The 21,707-nt window shown below is 44.4% G+C and carries 24 protein-coding genes; 3 read left to right on the top strand and 21 right to left on the bottom strand.

Annotated elements, in window-relative coordinates; genetic code table 11:
• Window positions 1-4 precede the first annotated feature (4 nt).
• The 12 genes from rpsF to fkpA all read right to left on the bottom strand — a co-directional run bounded on the left by rpsF (window position 5) and on the right by fkpA (window position 9,103).
• On the bottom strand, window positions 5-394 hold the full coding sequence (rpsF, locus tag NP165_RS01530; RefSeq protein WP_257084595.1) for a 30S ribosomal protein S6: 390 nt from the start codon (window positions 392-394) through the stop codon (window positions 5-7).
• Window positions 395-603: 209 nt separating this feature from the next.
• Window positions 604-1,089: a bacterioferritin gene (gene bfr / locus NP165_RS01525; protein WP_257084594.1), complete on the bottom strand. Its 486-nt coding sequence runs from the start codon at window positions 1,087-1,089 to the stop codon at window positions 604-606.
• A 73-nt stretch (window positions 1,090-1,162) separates the two neighbouring features.
• Window positions 1,163-1,351, bottom strand: coding sequence for a (2Fe-2S)-binding protein (locus NP165_RS01520; protein WP_257084593.1), 189 nt, complete (start codon window positions 1,349-1,351; stop codon window positions 1,163-1,165).
• Between the two features lie 331 nt (window positions 1,352-1,682).
• Window positions 1,683-2,867 (bottom strand): elongation factor Tu, encoded by a 1,185-nt coding sequence (tuf, locus tag NP165_RS01515; RefSeq protein ID WP_257084556.1) that lies wholly within the window; start codon window positions 2,865-2,867, stop codon window positions 1,683-1,685.
• 154 nt (window positions 2,868-3,021) lie between these two features.
• Entirely contained in the window at window positions 3,022-5,121 is a 2,100-nt protein-coding gene (gene fusA, locus NP165_RS01510; protein ID WP_257084592.1) for an elongation factor G, read from the bottom strand.
• A gap of 137 nt (window positions 5,122-5,258) precedes the next feature.
• Window positions 5,259-5,729 (bottom strand): 30S ribosomal protein S7, encoded by a 471-nt coding sequence (gene rpsG, locus NP165_RS01505; protein WP_053397177.1) that lies wholly within the window; start codon window positions 5,727-5,729, stop codon window positions 5,259-5,261.
• Between the two features lie 97 nt (window positions 5,730-5,826).
• Window positions 5,827-6,201, bottom strand: a complete 375-nt coding sequence (gene rpsL / locus NP165_RS01500; RefSeq protein WP_004399892.1) for a 30S ribosomal protein S12 — start codon at window positions 6,199-6,201, stop codon at window positions 5,827-5,829.
• A 175-nt stretch (window positions 6,202-6,376) separates the two neighbouring features.
• Window positions 6,377-6,652 (bottom strand): sulfurtransferase complex subunit TusB, encoded by a 276-nt coding sequence (gene tusB, locus NP165_RS01495; protein WP_257084591.1) that lies wholly within the window; start codon window positions 6,650-6,652, stop codon window positions 6,377-6,379.
• Between the two features lie 12 nt (window positions 6,653-6,664).
• Entirely contained in the window at window positions 6,665-7,021 is a 357-nt protein-coding gene (gene tusC, locus NP165_RS01490; RefSeq protein WP_257084590.1) for a sulfurtransferase complex subunit TusC, read from the bottom strand.
• On the bottom strand, window positions 7,018-7,413 hold the full coding sequence (tusD, locus tag NP165_RS01485) for a sulfurtransferase complex subunit TusD (RefSeq protein ID WP_257084589.1): 396 nt from the start codon (window positions 7,411-7,413) through the stop codon (window positions 7,018-7,020). The genes tusC and tusD overlap by 4 nt, the downstream gene beginning before the upstream one ends.
• Window positions 7,410-8,132, bottom strand: coding sequence for a helix-turn-helix transcriptional regulator (locus NP165_RS01480; RefSeq protein ID WP_257084588.1), 723 nt, complete (start codon window positions 8,130-8,132; stop codon window positions 7,410-7,412). The genes tusD and NP165_RS01480 overlap by 4 nt, the downstream gene beginning before the upstream one ends.
• Window positions 8,133-8,314: 182 nt before the next feature.
• Window positions 8,315-9,103: an FKBP-type peptidyl-prolyl cis-trans isomerase gene (gene fkpA, locus NP165_RS01475; RefSeq protein WP_257084587.1), complete on the bottom strand. Its 789-nt coding sequence runs from the start codon at window positions 9,101-9,103 to the stop codon at window positions 8,315-8,317.
• A 132-nt stretch (window positions 9,104-9,235) separates the two neighbouring features.
• On the opposite strand from fkpA, the gene NP165_RS01470 reads away from it, so the two are divergent.
• On the top strand, window positions 9,236-10,216 hold the full coding sequence (locus NP165_RS01470) for a WD40 repeat domain-containing protein (RefSeq protein WP_257084586.1): 981 nt from the start codon (window positions 9,236-9,238) through the stop codon (window positions 10,214-10,216).
• A 16-nt stretch (window positions 10,217-10,232) separates the two neighbouring features.
• Complete coding sequence (locus NP165_RS01465) at window positions 10,233-10,460, top strand: SlyX family protein (RefSeq protein ID WP_257084585.1); 228 nt, start codon at window positions 10,233-10,235, stop codon at window positions 10,458-10,460.
• A gap of 20 nt (window positions 10,461-10,480) precedes the next feature.
• Here the strand turns inward: NP165_RS01465 and NP165_RS01460 are convergent, their stop codons facing one another.
• The 9 genes from NP165_RS01460 to tsaE form a co-directional block, all read right to left on the bottom strand.
• Window positions 10,481-10,666 carry a DUF2065 domain-containing protein gene (locus NP165_RS01460; RefSeq protein ID WP_257084584.1) on the bottom strand — a complete coding sequence of 62 codons (186 nt, stop codon included), beginning with the start codon at window positions 10,664-10,666 and terminating at the stop codon, window positions 10,481-10,483.
• A 58-nt stretch (window positions 10,667-10,724) separates the two neighbouring features.
• The gene (gene hflC, locus NP165_RS01455) at window positions 10,725-11,705 is read right to left on the bottom strand and encodes a protease modulator HflC (protein WP_257084583.1); all 981 of its coding nucleotides are present in this window, start codon (window positions 11,703-11,705) and stop codon (window positions 10,725-10,727) included.
• A gap of 2 nt (window positions 11,706-11,707) precedes the next feature.
• Entirely contained in the window at window positions 11,708-12,898 is a 1,191-nt protein-coding gene (gene hflK, locus NP165_RS01450; RefSeq protein ID WP_257084582.1) for an FtsH protease activity modulator HflK, read from the bottom strand.
• Window positions 12,899-12,943: 45 nt separating this feature from the next.
• Entirely contained in the window at window positions 12,944-14,233 is a 1,290-nt protein-coding gene (hflX, locus tag NP165_RS01445; RefSeq protein ID WP_257084581.1) for a ribosome rescue GTPase HflX, read from the bottom strand.
• A gap of 44 nt (window positions 14,234-14,277) precedes the next feature.
• Window positions 14,278-14,544, bottom strand: coding sequence for an RNA chaperone Hfq (gene hfq, locus NP165_RS01440; protein ID WP_005476744.1), 267 nt, complete (start codon window positions 14,542-14,544; stop codon window positions 14,278-14,280).
• A 185-nt stretch (window positions 14,545-14,729) separates the two neighbouring features.
• Entirely contained in the window at window positions 14,730-15,677 is a 948-nt protein-coding gene (miaA, locus tag NP165_RS01435) for a tRNA (adenosine(37)-N6)-dimethylallyltransferase MiaA (RefSeq protein WP_257084580.1), read from the bottom strand.
• Window positions 15,674-17,638 (bottom strand): DNA mismatch repair endonuclease MutL, encoded by a 1,965-nt coding sequence (gene mutL / locus NP165_RS01430; RefSeq protein ID WP_257084579.1) that lies wholly within the window; start codon window positions 17,636-17,638, stop codon window positions 15,674-15,676. Before mutL ends, miaA begins: the two co-directional genes overlap by 4 nt.
• A gap of 13 nt (window positions 17,639-17,651) precedes the next feature.
• Complete coding sequence (locus NP165_RS01425; RefSeq protein WP_257084578.1) at window positions 17,652-19,379, bottom strand: LysM peptidoglycan-binding domain-containing protein; 1,728 nt, start codon at window positions 19,377-19,379, stop codon at window positions 17,652-17,654.
• The gene (tsaE, locus tag NP165_RS01420) at window positions 19,373-19,837 is read right to left on the bottom strand and encodes a tRNA (adenosine(37)-N6)-threonylcarbamoyltransferase complex ATPase subunit type 1 TsaE (protein WP_257084577.1); all 465 of its coding nucleotides are present in this window, start codon (window positions 19,835-19,837) and stop codon (window positions 19,373-19,375) included. The genes NP165_RS01425 and tsaE overlap by 7 nt, the downstream gene beginning before the upstream one ends.
• Window positions 19,838-20,037: 200 nt before the next feature.
• On the opposite strand from tsaE, the gene queG reads away from it, so the two are divergent.
• Window positions 20,038-21,156, top strand: coding sequence for a tRNA epoxyqueuosine(34) reductase QueG (gene queG / locus NP165_RS01415; protein ID WP_257084576.1), 1,119 nt, complete (start codon window positions 20,038-20,040; stop codon window positions 21,154-21,156).
• The last annotated feature ends 551 nt before the right edge of the window (window positions 21,157-21,707 follow it).

The raw sequence follows: 21,707 nt of genomic DNA, 5'->3' as shown, positions 1-21,707 counted from the left end.
TAAATTACTCAGCAGCTTCTGATTTAGCTTCTGCTCTAGCTTCAGAACGGTCTTCACGACGTGGAGCGCGCTCTTCTTTTTGCTTAAGCATGATAGACTGCTCAGTGATCGCTGCTTTAGTACGCATGATCATGTTACGTAGAACTGCATCGTTGAAACGGAAAGCAGTTTCTAGCTCATCAATTACAGCTTGGTCAGCTTCAACGTTCATTAGAACGTAGTGAGCTTTGTGAAGCTTGTTGATTGGGTAAGCCAGTTGACGACGACCCCAGTCTTCTAGACGGTGGATTTTACCGCCAGCTTCAGTGATAGAACCAGTGTAACGCTCGATCATGCCAGCAACTTGCTCGCTTTGATCTGGGTGCACCATGAATACGATTTCGTAATGACGCATGGGTTGCTCCTTACGGATTATTCAGCTTCCACAAATGGCCCGGTCGTCCAGAGGAAGCAAGGAACTAAAGAAAATTGACCGAGTTTCAAGGAGCACGAATAGTACAGAAAGAAAGCAGCTTAAGCAAGAGAAATATCGAGAGGGGGTCAGTATTACGGCTTACGGATTCAAGCCCTAACACTGACAAAAAAAATCACTAAGGTAACCGATTATTCGTCATCATCTTCATCTACATACTGCGCTTGTAGATAATTTTGAATACCGGTCATTTCAATCAGACCGAGTTGTGTTTCAAGCCAGTCAACATGCTCTTCTTCGTCTCCAAGGATATCTTGGAAGAGATCTCGAGAAACATAATCATGGATATCTTCAGAGTAAGCGATGGCCGCTTTAAGATCCGGAATCGCTGCCATTTCCAGTTTCAGATCGCACTCCAACATCTCTTGCGTATCTTCGCCTATCATCAACTTACCAAGGTCTTGTAAATTGGGTAGACCTTCTAAAAAGAGAATCCGTTCGATCAAATGATCGGCGTGATTCATTTCATCAATGGATTCGTGGTATTCCTTGTCTGCCAGATGCTTTAATCCCCAATCCTTGTACATTCTAGCGTGTAGGAAATATTGATTGATCGCGATGAGCTCATTGCCGAGCACTTTATTGAGATGTTGGATTATTATTGGATCGCCTTTCATGGCAACACCCTCCTCGTTAACTTCCTTTAACTTTAGAAGTAAATGTGAAGGTGTCAAAAAGCCCAATGAATAATTAGCAGGCTTGTTTTAATTCTATATAACCAGTTTCGACTAAAATGGCTTTAGCCTGTCTAATGCACTTACCGCACTGACTACCTAGTGCTGTACATTTTTTAATGCCTTTAATATCCGTTACGCCTTCATCCATTACTAACTTCTTAATTTTCTTATCAGAAACACCATGACAAAGACATATATACATACTAAAGATCCATAAAGTTAATCCAGAGAAAGCAATATAAACAAGAATGGTTCTTGTTACCACTTGTAATTGGGAGTCATTAAGAATATTTAGTTATATCATTTCTGGTGGGAAGTGACGAAATCAGAGGCTTAGGAGGCAATAAACAAGAGATCAAAAATATGTGTTTTAAGTGACTGTCTTACATAAGGTAAAAACAAAAAGAGACCCAAGGGACTTATAACCAAATTAAAATCCAGATACGAAAAAGAGAAGCCGAAGCTTCTCTTTTTCTAAATGCGCTTTCTTCAAAAAGAAGAACAGTGCAAGATTTCGTTTAATTCGTTAAGAATTAATCGAAGATCTTAGCAACAACACCAGCACCTACTGTACGGCCACCTTCACGGATCGCGAAACGTAGACCTTCGTCCATCGCGATTGGTGCGATTAGCTCAACAGTCATCTTGATGTTGTCGCCTGGCATTACCATTTCTACGCCTTCTGGTAGCTCGATGTTACCAGTTACGTCAGTTGTACGGAAGTAGAACTGTGGACGGTAGCCTTTGAAGAATGGAGTGTGACGACCACCTTCATCTTTAGACAGTACGTATACTTCTGACTCGAACTTAGTGTGTGGAGTGATTGAACCAGGCTTAGCTAGTACTTGACCACGTTCAACTTCGTCACGCTTAGTACCACGTAGAAGTGCACCAACGTTCTCACCTGCACGGCCTTCGTCTAGAAGCTTACGGAACATCTCTACACCAGTACATGTTGTAGTAGTAGTCTCTTTGATACCTACGATAGCAACTTCGTCACCTACGTTTAGGATACCACGCTCGATACGACCAGTTACTACTGTACCACGACCTTGGATTGAGAATACGTCTTCGATTGGCATTAGGAACGGCATGTCTACTGCACGCTCTGGCTCTGGGATGTAGTTGTCTAGTGCTTCTGCTAGTTCTACGATCTTAGCTTCCCACTGCTCTTCGCCGTTTAGTGCGCCTAGTGCAGAACCTTGGATAACTGGTAGGTCATCACCTGGGAAGTCGTATTCAGAAAGAAGTTCACGAACTTCCATTTCTACTAGTTCTAGTAGCTCTTCATCGTCAACCATGTCACATTTGTTCATGAATACGATGATGTATGGGATACCAACCTGACGGCCTAGTAGGATGTGCTCACGAGTTTGAGGCATTGGGCCATCTGTTGCAGCAACAACTAGGATACCACCGTCCATTTGCGCAGCACCAGTGATCATGTTTTTAACATAGTCAGCGTGTCCTGGGCAGTCTACGTGTGCGTAGTGGCGAGTTGGAGTGTCGTACTCTACGTGAGAAGTAGAGATTGTGATACCGCGCTCACGCTCTTCTGGAGCGTTATCGATAGATGCGAAGTCTTTCGCTTCACCGCCGTACACTTTAGCAAGAGTAGTACAGATAGCTGCTGTTAGAGTTGTTTTACCGTGGTCAACGTGGCCGATAGTACCAACGTTTACGTGTGGTTTTACACGTTCAAATTTTGCTTTAGACACAATCGTGTTCCTTCCTAGTTATGATTCGACGGGATCATTATTGATCTCGACGCGCCAGAATTTGCTATTTTATGCGCCAACGCTCGTTAGCGCAATATTTGGACGTATTGATCTTAAAAAAAGTAGCACTCTTTTCGAAGATCAGTACATTTTATTAGTAACCACGCTCTGCAATGATTGCATCTGCAAAGTTCTTAGGCACTTCTGCGTACTCGTTGAATTCCATTGAGTACGACGCACGGCCTTGAGTTGCAGAACGTAGGTCTGTTGCATAACCAAACATTTGAGAAAGTGGTACTTGAGCGCGGACGATCTTAATACCAGCCACACCTTCATCCATACCTTCGATAATGCCACGGCGACGGTTTAAGTCACCAACGACATCACCCATCCAATCTTCAGGTGTCGTTACTTCAACATTCATCATTGGCTCAAGAATAACAGGCTGCGCTTCAAGTGCACCTTTCTTGAATGCCATCGAACCGGCGATCTTAAACGCCATTTCGCTAGAGTCAACATCGTGGTATGAACCGTCGAACAATGTCGCTTTGATGTCTAATACTGGGTAACCAGCCAGAACACCGCTATTCATTTGTTCTTCGATACCTTTCGCTACCGAGCTGATGTATTCCTTAGGAACAGCACCGCCAACGATTTCATCAACGAAGACAAAACCTGCACCAGGTTCAGAAGGCTCAAGTTTGATCCAAACATGACCGTATTGACCACGACCACCAGATTGACGAACAAATTTACCTTCCACTTCTGCTTTGCCGCGAATAGTTTCACGGTAAGCAACCTGAGGTTTACCAACGTTACAATCAACGCTGAATTCACGTTTCATACGGTCAACGATGATATCCAGGTGAAGCTCACCCATACCAGAGATCAGAGTTTGACCTGTCTCGTCGTCCGTTTCTACGCGGAAAGATGGATCTTCTGCCGCCAGTTTACCTAGCGCGATACCCATTTTCTCTTGGTCTGCCTTAGAACGAGGTTCTACAGCAATCTGAATAACTGGTTCAGGGAATTCCATACGCTCCAGAATCACTTTATGGTTCTGATCACATAGAGTGTCACCTGTCGTTACGTCTTTCAGGCCAATTGCTGCTGCGATATCGCCCGCTCGTACTTCTTTGACTTCTTCACGCTTGTTCGCGTGCATCTGTACGATACGGCCAAAACGCTCTTTCTTCTCTTTTACTGAGTTGTAAACTGCATCACCAGTATTAACTACACCCGAGTATACGCGCATGAAAGTCAGCGTACCCACGAATGGGTCCGTCGCAATTTTAAATGCAAGTGCAGAGAACGGTTCGTTGTCGTCTGCATGACGCTCAACTTCATTGTCTCTGTCATCCACACCTTTAATCGCAGGAACATCGACTGGCGAAGGCAAGAATTCAATTACTGCGTCCAGTACCGCTTGCACACCTTTGTTCTTAAACGCACTACCACACGTTGCGAGTACGATTTCATTATTTAGTGTACGAGTACGAAGGCCTTGTTTGATCTCGGTTTCTGATAGTTCACCTTCTTCAAGGTACTTATCCATCAGCTCTTCGTTAGCTTCAGCCGCTGCCTCAATCAGGTTGTTGCGCCATTCTTCAGCAAGTTCAACCATGTCAGCTGGAATGTCTTCGTATGTGAACGACATGCCTTGGTCGGCATCATTCCAGTTGATCATCTTCATCTTGATCAGGTCAATAACACCACGGAAGTCCTCTTCAGCACCAACGTTTAGTTGGATTGGAACAGGGTTCGCACCAAGACGATTTTTAATTTGCTCTACAACGCGTAGGAAATCAGCACCAGTACGGTCCATCTTATTGACAAACACCATGCGTGGAACGTGGTATTTGTCGGCTTGACGCCAAACGGTTTCAGACTGAGGTTCAACACCAGATGAGCCACAGAACACAACAACAGCACCATCAAGTACACGTAAAGAACGCTCTACTTCGATAGTAAAGTCAACGTGTCCAGGGGTATCAATGATGTTTACTCGGTGCTCTTGGAACTGTGCTTCCATACCACGCCAGAAGGTTGTAGTCGCAGCGGATGTGATAGTGATACCACGCTCTTGCTCCTGCTCCATCCAGTCCATGGTTGCTGCGCCATCGTGAACTTCACCGATTTTATGAGATAGACCAGTGTAGAACAGAATACGTTCAGTAGTGGTTGTTTTACCTGCATCTACGTGAGCACAGATACCGATGTTACGGTAGCGCTCAATAGGAGTTTTGCGAGCCACGATTGAATCCTCTTAACTTAGAGATAGGGACTATTGCTATAGCTAAAAATGCTATCCCCTAGATATAGCAATAGTTCCTAGCATAGGCATAGGAACTAAAGAAGTGCTGCGAGGAACCTCGCAGCACTGAAAAGGTATTACCAACGGTAATGAGCAAACGCTTTGTTCGCTTCAGCCATGCGGTGAACGTCTTCACGTTTCTTAACAGCTGTACCTTTGTTTTCTGACGCGTCTAGCATTTCAGCAGCTAGGCGAGCAGCCATAGATTTTTCACCACGCTTACGCGCAGCTTCAACTACCCAACGCATAGCAAGTGCGTTACGGCGAACCGGACGTACTTCTACAGGTACTTGGTAAGTTGAACCACCTACACGGCGAGATTTAACTTCTACCGCTGGGCGAACATTTTCAAGAGCTTCTTCAAATACAGCTAAGTGATCTTTACCAGATTTCTCAGCCATTGTGTCTAGTGCAGTGTAAACGATTTTCTCTGCAGTAGATTTTTTACCGTCAACCATTAGGATGTTAACGAATTTTGCCAGCAGTTCAGATTTGAACTTTGGATCTGGAAGGATCTTACGCTGACCAATAACGCGACGACGTGGCATGGAATATTCTCCGTTGTCTTCTTCAGGTTATCCAAAACTTTTCAGTTTCTTCAAAATTACAAATTATTTAGTGTTTGGCCTTACTTAACGGAATCCATTAAGACTTAGGACGCTTCACACCGTACTTAGAACGACCTTGTTTACGGTCATTTACGCCAGCACAGTCTAGTGCGCCGCGAACAGTGTGGTAACGAACACCCGGAAGGTCTTTAACACGACCACCACGGATTAGAACAACTGAGTGCTCTTGAAGGTTGTGACCTTCACCGCCGATGTACGAAGTTACTTCGAAACCGTTTGTCAGACGAACACGACAAACTTTACGAAGTGCTGAGTTAGGTTTTTTAGGTGTAGTAGTGTAAACACGAGTACACACACCACGTTTTTGTGGGCACGCTTCTAGTGCAGGCACGTTGCTTTTAACAACTTGCTTTGCACGTGGCTTACGTACCAACTGGTTAATAGTTGCCATTAACTAGCTCCTGATTTACTTGAAAGTAAGCTTTGTGAAAAATCTAGCCCTAACCGCCATTGCAGTTAGGGACGCAAAATTCTATGCAGCAGTGAGAGGTGTGTCAAGAATTATACGGATCTTTTTTGTTCAATAGAGCAATTCATCCGTAAAGAAGAAATAACGCTTAGAGAAACTAGTTCCAAGTGAGTGACGTTTCATGCTTTGCAGTTAATGATACAAAGCCATTATAATCGACCAATGCGACAGAAGGGCTGGTTCGATTTATGACTCCACGAGCTTCTAAATCAGCTATGAGCACTGATACTCGCATCCCTTTCACTTTTAAAAAGTCTTTATGTTGCGGATTAGCAACGTAAACAGCATCTTCAATCAAAAGAACGTCATCATGCTCATCAACAACTGCGCCTAGCTCCAACAATGCTTGAGGGGATTTGACGATATGTAACATGTACCGCGTTCCTTAAAATGATAGTAGTTTACCTGAGTGCTGAAGTTTACTCTTCACACCAGCCATATCGAGAGACTCTACTTCGATAATTAAATCGGCTTGAGCCAGTCCTCTTGATGCTAAAGATTCTTTGCATACATAAACCTGCTCAATATCGTACAAGTCGAACAACTTAAGCATAGGTGCGTAATCTTTACTTAAAATGGACTCGGGCTGCTGACCATGCAGTAGCTGATAAACCCCATCACCGATAAAAATCACAGTAATATTCTCACAATACGCAGACGCGGCTAACAGCGCATCTATGCCTTCACGACCGGAAGATGTACTGTGAGGTGCACTTCGAAAAAGATAGGTTAGCTGACTCAAAACTGTACCACTCTGTCTTGCGTTAACATCGCTTCTGCCAAACTACCGAGCCCAGCCTGAACGAATTCACTCGCTAGATTGCTCTGACTTAAGCCATGTTGATTCGCTTCCTCTTCACTAAGGATACCGCGTCGTAGTGCGGCAGCAACACACGTCTCTAACCGTACATGATGCTCTTGTGCTAACACTTGCCACGCTTTACCAAGATCAAACTCATCATTAGCAGGGACGCTTAACGCGCTCCCGTTGGTTACGCCATCTTGATAAAAAAAGACACTCACAAGTTTGTGACCTTCTTCAATAACGGCCTTAGCAAACTGGTAGGCACTGCGCGCTGACTGGCTGCCATATATTGAGCCGTTGACGACTAGAGTGTAAGTAAGCTGACTCAACTTTCCTCATCCTCGGTTTTGCGTTGACGAATATATAAATAGACTGTGTGTTTGGAAATATTTAAACGATCGGCAACTCGGTTAATCGCGTCCTTGATGTCGAAGATACCTTTGTCATACAGCTCCATCACTATCTGGCGATTTTTCGTATTGTTAGATACGGATTTGTCCGCGTTGATCTCTTCGATAGTGCGTTCAACGGTTTGATCCACCAGCTCTTCTACGTCACTGGCAAAGTTGACTGACGACGCCGCTTGCTTCGCTTCTTCCGTCGGCATAAAAGATTGCAGGACCTGAGAGAATGGTGCATCTAAATTAACGTTAACGCACAGCAGACCAATGACGCGGTTTTCCCCATTACGAATCGCAACGGTAATCGACTTCATCAGTACTCCACCCTTTGCACGAGTAAAGTAAGAACGAGAAAAGTTGCGCTCAGAGCCTTCGATGTCTTTCAACATTCTTAGCGCTATGTCAGTGATTGGAGAACCGACCTGACGACCTGTGTTTTCACCATTGGCGATTTTGATCGCAGAGGTGTTAAGGTCTTCTAACGAGTGAAGAACAATTTCACAAAAAGGGCCAATCAAGCTAGCGATACCATCCACTACTGCTTCATAGGACCTAAGAATTATTTTATCGTGCTCACTAAATGGCATCACATTAACAGATTCCATTTCGAGCAACATATCCGTGTTTACTGTGTCTGTAGTCGTCACGTTTAAGCCTTCGAGCGAAAAATCAACAAATTGGTGTAAGTTTATCAGAAATTTTGATGAGAACATCTAGCTAACGCCATCATCTAGTGACTTAGGACAAATAATTCACACCTTATTGTGCTCCAGATAAATAAAAGGCCTGACATAAGCCAGGCCTTAATAGATTTAAATGACTTCACTAATTACTGTTTAGTCTCTTCTGCACTTTCGATTTTCAGTAGTTCAACTTCAAAGATCAACGTTGAGTTTGCAGGAATTGTTGGAGTATCTTGTTCACCGTACGCAAGTTCTGACGGGATAACAAACTTAAACTTAGAACCTACAGGCATTAGCTGAACACCTTCTGTCCAACCAGGGATCACGCGGTTTAACGGGAATGTCGCTGGTTCACCACGGTCATATGAACTGTCGAACTGAGTACCATCTGTCAGAGTGCCTTTATAGTGAACCTGTACAGTATCTGTCTCTTTTGGCATCTCACCTTCAGCAGGCGTCAACACTTGGTAAAGCAGGCCTGACTCAGTCTTCGTCACGCCTTCTTGCTTTTCAAACTCAGCACGGAACTCTTCACCAGCTTTCTTAGCCGCTTCTGCTTTTTCAGCTGCTTGTTTTTGCATGGTTTCCGCAACACGCTTATCTAGCGCTTCTAAAGCTGCACGAGTTTCTTCTTCATTTAGTTCAGGGTTACCAGCAAATACGTGCTCAATACCTTTAAGAACAAGGTCTTTATTCAGCGTAATGCCAATTTCGTTTGGCTTATCAAGGCTAGTATTTAGGTAGTTGGCAAAAGATACACCGATTGCATAAGCAGCTTTGTCATCTTCGGTTTTAAAGTGAACCGCTTTACCTGTCTCAGCTTGCGCTACTTCGGCAGCTGGAGCAGCTTCTGTTTTAGGCTCTTCTTCTTTCTGGCAACCTGCAGCTAGCGCAACAGTTGCAGCAAGCAGTGACACTTTAAAAAATGATTTCATTGAACTCTCCAATTTGGACATTTTGTCTTTGTGCACAAATCTTTAAGAAAGACTGGTGTGCATTTGCATGTTGTACCAATATAACCAATATGCGTGCGAATGAAACGTAAACCAAGTGGATAATTGGACTTAATGCGAATAATTTATAACTCTCTACTCATTGTGATTGTCATCACCGCGTTAAATGGCTGCTTTTTCTCATCAAGTGATGAGCAGCGCTGGAACTTAGAGCCTGGAGGCTCCACCAGTTTCGCGTTAAGTCGAGATGCACGCTTCGCACTGCTTTACTCCAAAGAACACCAACTTGTGTTATGGGATCTCTACGCGAACCAAAAACTGGCCTCTCTTGGCGCACAAGATCCACAAGCTAACACCGTTTCGCACATTCGTATCTCAGACAATGGACGCTTTGCTATCACCGCAACACAACTGAACTTTGCTGTGTGGGATTTAGCATGGACTCAAGCCAAAGGATTATGGTCTATATCTGACGGCCTGATACGCGATGTCGATATCACCAGCAATGGTGAGCAAGTATTGCTTGGGTTATCTAATGGTAAAACGATTTACGTCCATTTAGTCACCGGGCGACGTTTAGAGTTCCTCGCCCACAACGAAAAAGTCAATTCAGTGGCCATTTCCCCTAATGGGCGCTATGCACTTTCTGGTGGCAATGATTACATTGCGTATCTATGGGATACCGACACCGGACAAATCCTTAAGAAGTTTGAGCACGAGCAACGCATCAATCGCGTCGCCCTTCATCGGGATGGTAGGTATGCCTTCACCTCTGATGGTGGCAATCAAGCGAGGGTTTGGGATTTACAAAGTGGTGAATTGATTTCAGAGCTGAAAAGTTTTTCTCGCCAACTGATTTTTTCTACCGCACGATTTTCTGATGATGGGCAGTATTTGGTCACTGGCACGCCTTCTAGCCGCATCATGGTATGGGAGATAAAAAGCGGTAAACGGGTTGATGGGTTCGAGGCTGAACCATTAAAAGATACTCGCCCTCCACGTGCGGTCGTGTATGATGCTGCTTTTGACAGCCAAAACCGTGTGATCTCTGCGACATCAGCTGGAATCGCTCAGGCTTGGCAAGTAGATTATTAGAGGCTGTTGACCTGATATGACCGAAAAACACATTGAACAACTGGAAAACCGCATCAACGACTTAGAGTGTCAGCTCGCGTTTCAAGAGCAAACCATTGATTCTCTCAACGACGCATTAAGTCAGCAGCAGTTATTGATTACTAAGATGCAAGATCAGATGAAATATGTGGTGGGCAAGGTAAAAAACATGGATTCGTCCAATTTGGCTGACCCTTCAGAAGAAACACCCCCGCCCCACTACTAAGCAGAGTGCGGTGAACGGGTTTAAATAAATACGTAAGCTATTACCGCACCTGTCACAACTAGACAACCGCCGATTCTTCTTAACTGATTATCCGGTTGTCGACTTAACTCTGCCACCATATTACGCCACCCGTTAGGTGCGATTAGCGGACCAAGCCCTTCGGCGATGAGTAATAGACCAAGCGCCAACCATAGTGAATTAGACATATTCTCGTCCCAAAAAATAAAGGCTCCACAATGGAGCCTTTATATAATACAAGAGCAATTATTTCGTTTCGGTGCCTGCTGAGTTGTTCATGTACTTAAAGAACTCACTCTTAGGATCCAATACCAAAATATCACTTTTCTGGCTGAATGATTTTTCGTACGCTTTTAACGAACGTAAGAAGCTATAGAACTCAGGCTCTTTATTATACGCTTCAGAGTAAATCTTAGCGGCTTGAGCATCTGCTTCACCTCGTGTTACACGAGCTGTTTTATCCGCTTCAGCTAGGATAGTCGCGACTTCCAGTTCAGCTTGAGCACGAATAACTTCCGCTTTCTCACGACCTTGAGAACGGTGCTTACGCGCTACCGATTCACGCTCAGCACGCATACGACGGTAGATAGACTCACTGATTTCATCCGGCAGGTTGATCTTCTTCATACGGAAGTCAACAATGCGGACACCTAAGTCTTTCATTGCGCTTTCACGTGTATCGTTCAGAACTTCTTGCATGACTTCATCACGCTGACCATCAATTTCAAGCGCCTGTTTCGCTGCTTCAGTCGTTACTACTTCTGCATCTGAACTATCAGGTAATACATCATCATTACGTGGGCCTGAAACGATTTGCTTGATTTCACGCGAACCAATTTCAGAACGTAGGACGTCTGTTACTTTACGCTCAAGTAGTGCTTCTGCCGTTAGCGTATTACCACCGCCTGTAGCAAGGTAGTACTGGCCAAAGTCTTCGATACGCCATTTAACGTATGAATCGATGATCACGTCTTTTTTCTCAGACGTTACGAAACGGTCAGAACGGCCGTCCATAGTCTGAATACGTGCATCTAACGTTTTCACTCGGTCGAACAAAGGCATCTTGAAGTGAAGACCAGGTTCGTAAATACGAGAGATATCATTGTTATCTTTCAGTACTCGACCGAATCGAATTACGATGCCGCGCTCACCTTCAGGGATCACAAATAGCGACATTAGCATTAGTGCAAGTGCAACAACTAACACAGGGATCATTAACTTACGCATTCTTAGTATCTCCCTTGACGTGTACCAGTTGAACGAGAGTCAGCGTCTGTATTGGTATCAGTACGTTGCGATTCAAGCTCAATTTGATCGTAAGCAGCCGAAGACTGTGTCTTACGCTTAGTTGGTGTCTGGCCTTCTGCACCCGCCAATTTATCAATAGGCAAGTACAACAGGTTACCGCTAGAGTCAGAGTCAACAAGAACTTTAGAAGTACTTGTGTAAACCTCTTCCATTGTATCTAGGTACAGACGGTTACGTGTAACCTCTGGTGCTGCTAAATACTCTGGCAGGAGTTTCTCAAACTGCGCTACCTGACCTAACGCTTCGTTAGTAACACGTTCGTTATAACCTTGCGCTTCTTTCTTCAAACGTTCCGCACGACCTGTCGCTTTAGGAAGAATTTCGTTCTTGTAAGCTTCAGCTTCACGGATGAAACGCTCTTCATCTTCTCGAGCCGCAATTGCGTCATCGAATGCATCTTTCACTTGCTCTGGCGGACGTGCAGACTGGAAGTTCACATCGACAATGACCAGACCTAAATCGTACGCATCAATGATTTCATTTAACGTTTCTTGCGTGCTTTGACGAATCTGCTGACGACCACTTGTCAGGATGCTATCCATTAAAGAGTCACCGATTACGGCACGTAGTGCTGAGTCAGTCGCTTGACGCAAACTGTCATCAGCATTTGTGACGCGGAATAAGTATTTATATGGATCAGCAACACGGTACTGAACATCCATAGCAACTGTTACTACGTTTTCGTCTTTTGTCAGCATGAGACCTGAAGAACGTAGAGAGCGAATTGCTTGCACGTTAACAGGTGTCACTTCATCAATAAAACGAGGACGCCAGTTCAGACCAGGATCGACAACTCTGTCGTATTTACCTAATCGCAATACTACACCACGTTCTGCTTCACCGATGGTGTAAAAGCCTGCAAAGAACCAAATCGCTACGGCGATAGCTGCAATGACACCAATACCTAGCGCACTGCCCCCGCCTATCGATGGACCTTTACCACCTTTTCCACCAAACTTTCCACCCAGTTTCTGACTCAGTTTATTAAAGACTTCGTCTAAGTCTGGCGGTCCTTGATCACGGCCACCTTTGTTACCGCGATTATTGTTGCCCCATGGGTCATTATCGCGGCCATTGTTGCCGTTGTTATTACCAGGCTCATTCCACGCCATTAGAAAGCTCCATCATTTGATATGACGTTATACTTTAGCAGTCATTTAAGTAACTATAAAGCCACGTAAATCTGCCTCTTCTCTTTTTTCAAGTCTAGACCAATCTACTTGTTGCATTCGAATATTTATCAACAAGTTACCTTCCTGGTCGTACTCTTCCTGTTGAATAGATTTCATTTGGAAGAATATACTGCGAAGTCGTCCCTGATGTTGTGGGGGAATTCGCAATTGATACTGAACCATTTGACTTGCAAGACGCTCAGTGAGCGCTTCAAACAAGAGTTCAATACCATCGCCTTCCATCGCTGAAATCCAAACAGCCTGAGGTACTCCCTCGTCATCTCTTTCAATACGAGGGTTCTGGCCATCGAGATTATCGATCTTATTCATAACGACCAAAGCAGGAACTTCGTCTGCGTCAATCTCTGCTAAGACATCATGAACGGCTTGAATGTTCTCACGAAAACGCTCATCACTGGCATCAACAACATGTAACAAAATGTCAGCTTCTTGCGTTTCTTTCAGAGTTGCTTTAAATGCAGCAACCAAATCATGCGGTAAGTGGCGAATAAATCCTACGGTATCAGCCAAGATTGCTGGACCAACATCGACCAACTCGATCTTACGCAAAGTAGGATCCAATGTTGCAAACAACTGGTCAGCGGCGTATACCCCCGCTTCAGTGATTCGGTTGAACAATGTAGATTTCCCCGCGTTGGTATAGCCAACTAAGGAAAGCGTCGGGATTTCCGCTCGACTTCTAGCACGGCGACCTTGTTCCCGCTGTTTTGCGACTTTTTCTAAACGGCGCAAAATAGCTTTAATACGGTCACGCAATAAGCGTCGGTCAGTTTCTAACTGAGTTTCACCTGGACCACGTAAACCAATACCACCTTTTTGTCTTTCAAGGTGCGTCCAGCCTCGGATCAGTCGGGTAGATATATGACGAAGCTGAGCTAACTCAACTTGTAGTTTACCTTCGTGAGTACGGGCGCGCTGAGCAAAGATATCGAGAATCAGACCTGTACGATCTACCACACGACACTTACAAAGCATTTCAAGGTTACGTTCTTGGGCAGGAGAGAGGGAGTGATTAAAAATCACGATATCGGCATCAGTTAATTGCACAGCTTGCGCAATTTCTTGAGCTTTACCCTCTCCGACATAGTATTTGGGGTGTGGTGACTGACGGCTTCCGGTTACAACTTGTAACGTTGATACGCCAGCTGAAGATACCAGCATTTCGAACTCGCTGAGATCTTCCCACTCCCCTTCTTGCGTGAAGTTGATATGAACAAGTACGGCTCGCTCACCGGCTTCATAACGGTCAAACAAGCAATCAACTCCTTAAATATATAATGATGTTTTGTCTCAGAAAATTAATCTTCTGATTTTTCCTGCTGACGCTCACCACCTTGAGGGCGGTCACCACTATGATGGCTAACAGGACGAGCAGGTACAACTGTAGAAATCGCGTGCTTGTACACCATCTGGTTTACTGTGTTTTTCAGCAGAATAACAAATTGGTCAAATGATTCGATCTGGCCTTGTAGTTTAATTCCGTTTACAAGGTAGATAGATACTGGAATACGTTCACGACGTAATGCATTTAAGAATGGGTCTTGTAGAGATTGCCCCTTAGCCATTTTTATTTTCCTTATTTTGTAATTTTGTTTTAGTTATTTAGCTAGTGGTGCTGCATCAAGGTGCGGCTTTTGCATCTGAGCTAAACGAATAAAAAACACCCTGTCATTACCTGTTATGACGACTTTATATCGAAATTTCAAGTAACAGATCCTTTACAGGGCACATTCACGCAAAAGCGATCACATTATACACGGCTAAAACCTTCCGATGCTATCGCATTCGAAACAGTTTCTAACGCCTCGTCAATGTTTTCACTATCTAACCAAGTTAAATTATCCCAGCTGCGTAACCAGGTAATTTGTCGCTTGGCCAATTGGCGGGTTGCACAAACACCTTTGAAAATAGCGTCTTCTATTGTGCAATTACCATCCAAATAGTCCCACATCTGTCGATAACCAACACAACGAATCGAGGGTAAGTCTGGATGAAGATCAGTTCGCGCGTATAGCGTCTTCATCTCTTCTTCAAATCCTGCTTCCATCATTTTTTCGAAACGAAGTTCTATACGACGGTGGAGTTCAGCCCTTTCCTTGGGAGCTATAGCAAACTGCTTGACTCTAAAGGGTAAAGATTCGCCTTTCGTTTGAGTCAACTCAGTCAATGTTTTACCCGAAATTCGATAAACTTCCAATGCCCTAGACAATCTTTGTGGATCATTCGGGTGAATTCTTTCAGCTGACACTGGATCAATCACTTTTAACTGATCGTGCAGCACGTCCCAGCCTTGAGTCAATGCTTCTTGCTCAATTTGCTGACGCACTTCAGGGTTTGCAGCAGGTAGTGGTGACAAGCCTTCCAGTAACGCCTTGTAATACAGCATCGTACCGCCAACTAATAACGGGATTTTACCCTCTTCAGCGATCCTGTTCATTTCAGCCAGCGCATCACGACGAAAGTCAGCGGCTGAATAGGCTTCACTAGGATCGAGAATGTCGATCAGTCGATGAGGCGCTAACGCTTGTTCCTGGGCATCGGGCTTCGCGGTGCCGATATCCATCCCTTTGTAGATCAATGCAGAGTCTACAGAAATAATTTCTACCGGATATTTCTGACGCAATCGAATAGCGAGTTCTGTTTTTCCTGATGCTGTAGGCCCCATGAGAAATAGAGCCAAAGGTAATTCTTTTTTCATATTTGTTTCAGTGCTGCGATTGTTGCCGTGAAGTCGACGGCTCTTACAAAGGTCTTATCTTGTAGAGGCAATCGTCCCTGCCATAACAGCTCAACTTCTGCGATGATTTGAATAGCTTCCGACAAAGTGTAGTCACTTTTCACCTGTGCCACATGCTCGGCTAACCAATGTGATAGCTGTTGACGTGAAAAGTTCACTTCGTCCGATAAGTTTGAAGCGGCGTAAGATAACAGATCTGGGATTATTTGCTGCAGATTTTGCTGCCTAAGAGGCTGAGGAACACCCATCACCATAATAGCGTTATTTGAGCGCGGTTTAAGCTCTATACCTAAAGCCATTAGCGATGATTGTTGCGCCTGCACCACTGATAGCTGCTTGTCGTCCAATTTCAGTGACAGCGGAACCAGCAAAGGTTGTGATTTCAGGCTGCCTTCTTGTGGGGACAACTGAGCTAGCGTTCTCAGCCACTCCGCTTTCAATAACGAAACAAGTCGGGCACCATTTTTATCCGCCATCATTAAGTATTGCCCCTGAACCACACAAATCGCTTTGCCTAATGTTTCTACGACTTGTTCGGAATCATTAACCGTAGAAACAGGGTCTGAGTCGTCTCTCGACTCAAAACTTGGGGTTTGCAGTAACTTTTTGTACGCATTCACTTCTTGCTGGCTGGGTGCTGGCTCGCTATACCGTTCTTTATTCTTTGACTGGGCAGTAGAGCGTGACTCGGTCCAATCACTCCTGCGAGGCGTTTCTCTAAGCTCCGCTCCTGAGTACGAAGTCAGCCTATCCTCTTGCTCCAGCTTTCCTGGATAACTTGGGGTTTGCTCGATCGCTTCATACACTCGCTGTGGAACAACGGACTCTTTGGCTTCCGCTTCAGACCTTTCTTCCTCTGCTGGCTTCTGCTCGCCAGGTTCAGTGTAAAAGGCGGACTGGTTGACACTGGGCTTATCGATGTGAGCACTTTGCGCTAAACCGTCACTCAGTGCCTGATAGATAAAGTCATGAACAAGGCGGGCTTGATGGAATCGAACTTCGTGCTTAGCAGGATGGACATTGACGTCAACCTGATGGGGATCAAGCTCTATAAAAAGTACATAAGTAGCAAATTGATCTGGCCTTAAACTCGATTCGTAACTTTGACGAATCGCATGGTTGATCAATTTGTCTCTCATCATTCGGCCGTTGACATAGCAATACTGTAAATCGCTCTGCTGCCTCGCGCCTTCAGGTGTCGTTATCCAACCATGTAACTTTAAGCCTTGATGCTCAAGTTCGATCTTAAGCATATTCCTGACAAAATTATTACCACAAACGGATGCGATTCGTTTCTCGCATTGAGCCTCGGTTTTCGCGGCTCGATACTGCTTCACCAATTTACCATTGTGTCGAAGGTTAATCGTGACATCGAAGCGGCTTAACGCAATGCGCTTTAGCAGTTCGTCTATATGGGTAAACTCTGTCTTTTCCGTCCTTAAGAACTTACGCCTCGCTGGGGTATTAAAGAACAGATCTAATACTTCAACCGACGTGCCGATAGGGTGTGCTGTAGGCTGTAGCTTAACCGCCATATCCCTACCTTCACTATACGCCGACCACGCTTGATCTTGGGTCGCCGGACGAGAGGTTATGGTCAAACGAGAAACAGAGCTGATACTTGCGAGCGCTTCGCCACGAAAGCCAAGGCTAATAATCGCTTCGAGATCATCTAAAGTATGAATTTTCGACGTTGCATGACGACTTAACGCTAAACCAAGTTCATCTTTAACAATACCTTTGCCGTTATCTCTAACGCGAATGAGCTTAGCGCCCCCTTTTTCTATATCGATATCGATACGGGTGGCACCTGAGTCTAGGCTATTCTCAACCAATTCTTTGACAACTGAAGCAGGTCTTTCAACAACCTCTCCGGCTGCAATTTGGTTAGCCAGTCGCGCTGGCAAAATCTTAATTGTCATGCTGCCATTCACTTTACTGGGTTGGGATAATCAAAACTTGTCCAACCGATAAAGTATCGGAATGAAGGTTATTAGCCTTCCGAAGACTACTTACACTAATGTCATACTTGCTGGCTATCTTACCTAGGAATTCACCTTGCGCGACTTTGTGCTTACGCGATGGCTGTTCCTTTTGTTGACGGACAGTGATATTGAGTTTCTGACCAAGTTTCAACGTGTCTGATTCAAGTTTATTTTCTCGCTTAATATCAGCAACGGACACTTTGTAATTTGCGGCGATCTTTCCTAGATAGTCACCTTGCTGAACTTTATGCACCACGGTTTTAGTCTCAACCATGTTTACGGGTTTAGAGACAGCCACATGAGCATTCGCACCAGGAATTGTCAGCACTTGGCCGACAGCAATACTGCTATTCTTCAGACCGTTTGCTTGAATGATCGCTTTTGTTGTTGTTCCGTATTGATTAGCCAGCACCGATAAGGATTCACCTCTTGAAACTTTGTGCTTAATCGCTTTCCCTCGATTAGCAAACAACGTCCCTTCAGGTGGGTTTGCCTCAAAATATTGGACAATCGCTTTTGAAAGTGCGCGCGCCAACTTGTCTTGGTGTCCACGTTGGAAAAGCAATTTTTCTTCTGTTGGGTTTGATATAAAACCCGTTTCCACTAATACGGATGGAATATCAGGAGACTTAAGCACAGCTAAACTTGCATTGACTGGCTCCGCTTTATGCAGATGGACACCAGCGCGGCTCATTTCTCTTAGGATCTTACTCGCAACTTTATAGCCCTCTTTTTGTGAGTGGCTAAATTGAAGATCTAAGAGCGTTTGACTGATGTTTTTATCGTTGTTGTTCTTTGCCAACACTTCACCAGCACCACCCAGCAATTGAGATTGAGCTTCGTGGTTTTCCACCCAGCGACCAATTTCGGTATTGGCACGTCGCGTATTTAAGACAAACACCGAGCCACCTTTTGGTTTCGGCGAATGAAAAGCGTCTGCGTGAATAGAAACCAATAAATGCGCTTTGTTCTTGCGCGCGATTTCTGAGCGCTTATTCAAATTAACAAAATAGTCGCTTCGGCGCGTCAGTACCGCTTTCATTCCAGGAACAGCATTAATCTGGTCTGCTATTTTCTTAGAGATTGCCAAAGTCGCATGCTTTTCGTACTTGCGCGTAGGCCCAATAGAACCCGGGTCTTCACCACCATGGCCAGCATCAATCGCAACAACAATCTCAGCGCTTCCCAAAAACTGTGAGATATCACGGCTTACCGAAGTTTTTGAAAATGATACTTCTGGCACCGTTGCATCCGATTGACTTGATCCATGTGGTAAATCAATGACTAAACGATGGCCGTACTGCCCACCTGGTGTCGGTGCTAACTTAAAGATCTGAGAAGTCACTGGCTTCTTAATTTCGAAAACAAGTCGATAAGTTGTCTTCTCAGGCGGAGAGCTTTTTCGAATCTTCTTTAATATTGGACTTTCTCCAACATTAAGTGGCAGCTTAGTGTTCAATGTGGTCTTTTTTAGATCCACGACCAAACGCTCTGGGCTACTCAGCGTAAAATAGCTGTAGTCAGCTTCGGACTCTAAATCTATAACCACTCGCGTTTCATCAGGCGAAGGCCAAACGCGAATGCCTTCCAACGCATTCGCAGAAACCAATGTCGGCATAAATGAGAGAGCTAAAAGAAAAGTAACAAAAGCAGCTCGCGACAGTTTACTGATTACCATAACTCCAACTGTTCAAGTAATTGAGAACCATACTCATTGTTTGCGGTAAGTTGAGCAGTTCGCTCCTCACCGTTATAACGTAATTCAATATCCAAATCCGCAGACGGTAGCAACCCCTCGCCTTTTTCTGGCCACTCAACCAAACAAATAGCATCAGGAGTAAAGTAATCACGAATTCCCATGAACTCTAGCTCTTCTGGATCAGCCAAGCGGTACAAGTCAAAGTGATAAACCTGCCACTGCGATAATTGATAAGGTTCAACTAACGTATAAGTTGGGCTTTTGACATTGCCTTGATGCCCAAGGGCGCGTACAAAGCCTCGGCTGAATGTCGTTTTCCCTGCACCTAGATCTCCATGTAGATAAATTGTGGTCTGCTGCGAGCATAGATGCGCTAGCGCCTTGCCTAACTGAATCGTTGCTTGCTCATCTTTAAGGGCAAATTGTTTCGTGCTCATGAAGATCAATCTCTAATCTGTGACTATATAAAACTCAAAAGAACAGGAATAGTAAACTGGGTTGGAATTGAGAGACAAGATCTGTTGTGTAAGTAAAAGCCAAAAACAGCAATTTCTTTACGATATTGTCGATTTTATTGGCTAGATCCCTGCCAAAAGATCCGTTAAGATCCGCCACCCATTTCACCAGAGCAGCCAGCATGAACTACCAAGAGCTTGCAAACAAGATCAAAGTTTGGGCCCAAGAGCTTGGATTCCAAAAAGTTGGGATCTGCGATGTAGACCTAAGCGAGCATGAAGGTGCTTTACAAAAATGGCTAGACGCAGGCTACCATGGAGAAATGGACTGGATGGCACGTCATGGAATGATGCGTGCTCGCCCCAACGAACTCTTACCCGGCACCGTGCGTGTCATTAGTGCTCGGATGGACTATTTACCTCCTGAAGCACAATTTGCCTCTAATCTGTCGAATGCGACTCAAGCGTATATTAGCCGCTACGCGTTGGGTAGGGATTACCACAAGCTAGTAAGAAACCAATTAAAGAAACTCGGTCAAAAAATTGAACAAGAGGTCGGAAAATTTGGTTACCGACCATTTGTGGATTCCGCTCCCATTTTAGAGCGTCCATTAGCGCAAAAAGCAGGATTAGGCTGGACAGGGAAACACTCACTTATTTTAGATAAAGAGTGCGGTTCTTGGTTTTTCTTAGGTGAGTTACTGATTGATCTGCCTCTACCTGTCGACGACGCTCACCAAGGCGACTGTGGTAAATGCAAAGCTTGCATCACATCTTGCCCAACTCAAGCCATTGTAGAAGATGGTGTTGTAGACGCAAGACGCTGTATTTCATATCTCACCATTGAATATGATGGTGTTATCCCAGAAGAGTTTCGTAAAGCGCTGGGGAACCGGATATACGGATGCGACGACTGCCAATTGGTTTGCCCATGGAATCGTTTTTCAGAGCTGACAGAGCAGGATGACTTCCATCGTAGAAATGCTCTTAAACATCCAGATTTAGTAGAATTATTTCTTTGGGAAGAAGACACATTTTTAAAAAATATGGAAGGTTCCGCAATCAGGCGCATCGGTCATATCCAATGGATGAGAAACCTATCAGTTGCTATGGGCAATGCCCCCTACTCGCAAGCGATTATTGACGCTTTAGAATCAAGGAAAGGGCTAAGTGACGTATTGGACGCGCATATTCAATGGGCAATTGATCAGCAACACTCTCAGCTTCCACAGCAGGCTCTTTCAAACAGCCATCAACGGCTAATTAGGATTGTCCAAAAGGGATTACCTAGAGATGCATAAACCCTGCCTGAAATAGCGTTACAAAGCATGATTCAGCTCTAAAAATGAAAATGTGGAAAAAAATCGGCAAGGTGGCTTGTTTTGGTGTAGATAAAGAAGTTAATCACATCGATAACAAATGACTAGGATCAATAAACAATCACTTAACGATCGTTAAAGACGCCATTTTACACTTACAATAAAAGATGGAACCACAATAAAAACAACAACTTAAAATCAACTCTCTACCAAAAACAAAGCGGTAAATTACCAAAAGATCTTTTTATTATGACTTTATACAGTGGGTAAAATCAGGTTACCCACCAAGTTATCCACAAACATAATTTTGTGGATAAGTCTGTTGATTGTCATATGAATACCTAGCTCACATTAGTTCGCCATCACCTATTCACACGTGATCACATCCCGTTCAGGTCAGATACTAGAGACATAAAAACGCCCACCTGAAAACAGGAGGACTTATTTTAATTTTGGGTTGATGCTTCTCAGCATTAGAGTAAAGAGCGGCGGTCATATCATGGTGACCAATTTCAAATGTGTTTATCATTTGA

The sequence above is a fragment of the Vibrio japonicus genome (assembly GCF_024582835.1).
Taxonomy (GTDB): Bacteria; Pseudomonadota; Gammaproteobacteria; order Enterobacterales; family Vibrionaceae; genus Vibrio; species Vibrio japonicus.
Note: the sequence above shows the minus strand (reverse complement) of the source record. Positions and strands in the feature narration are given on the sequence as shown.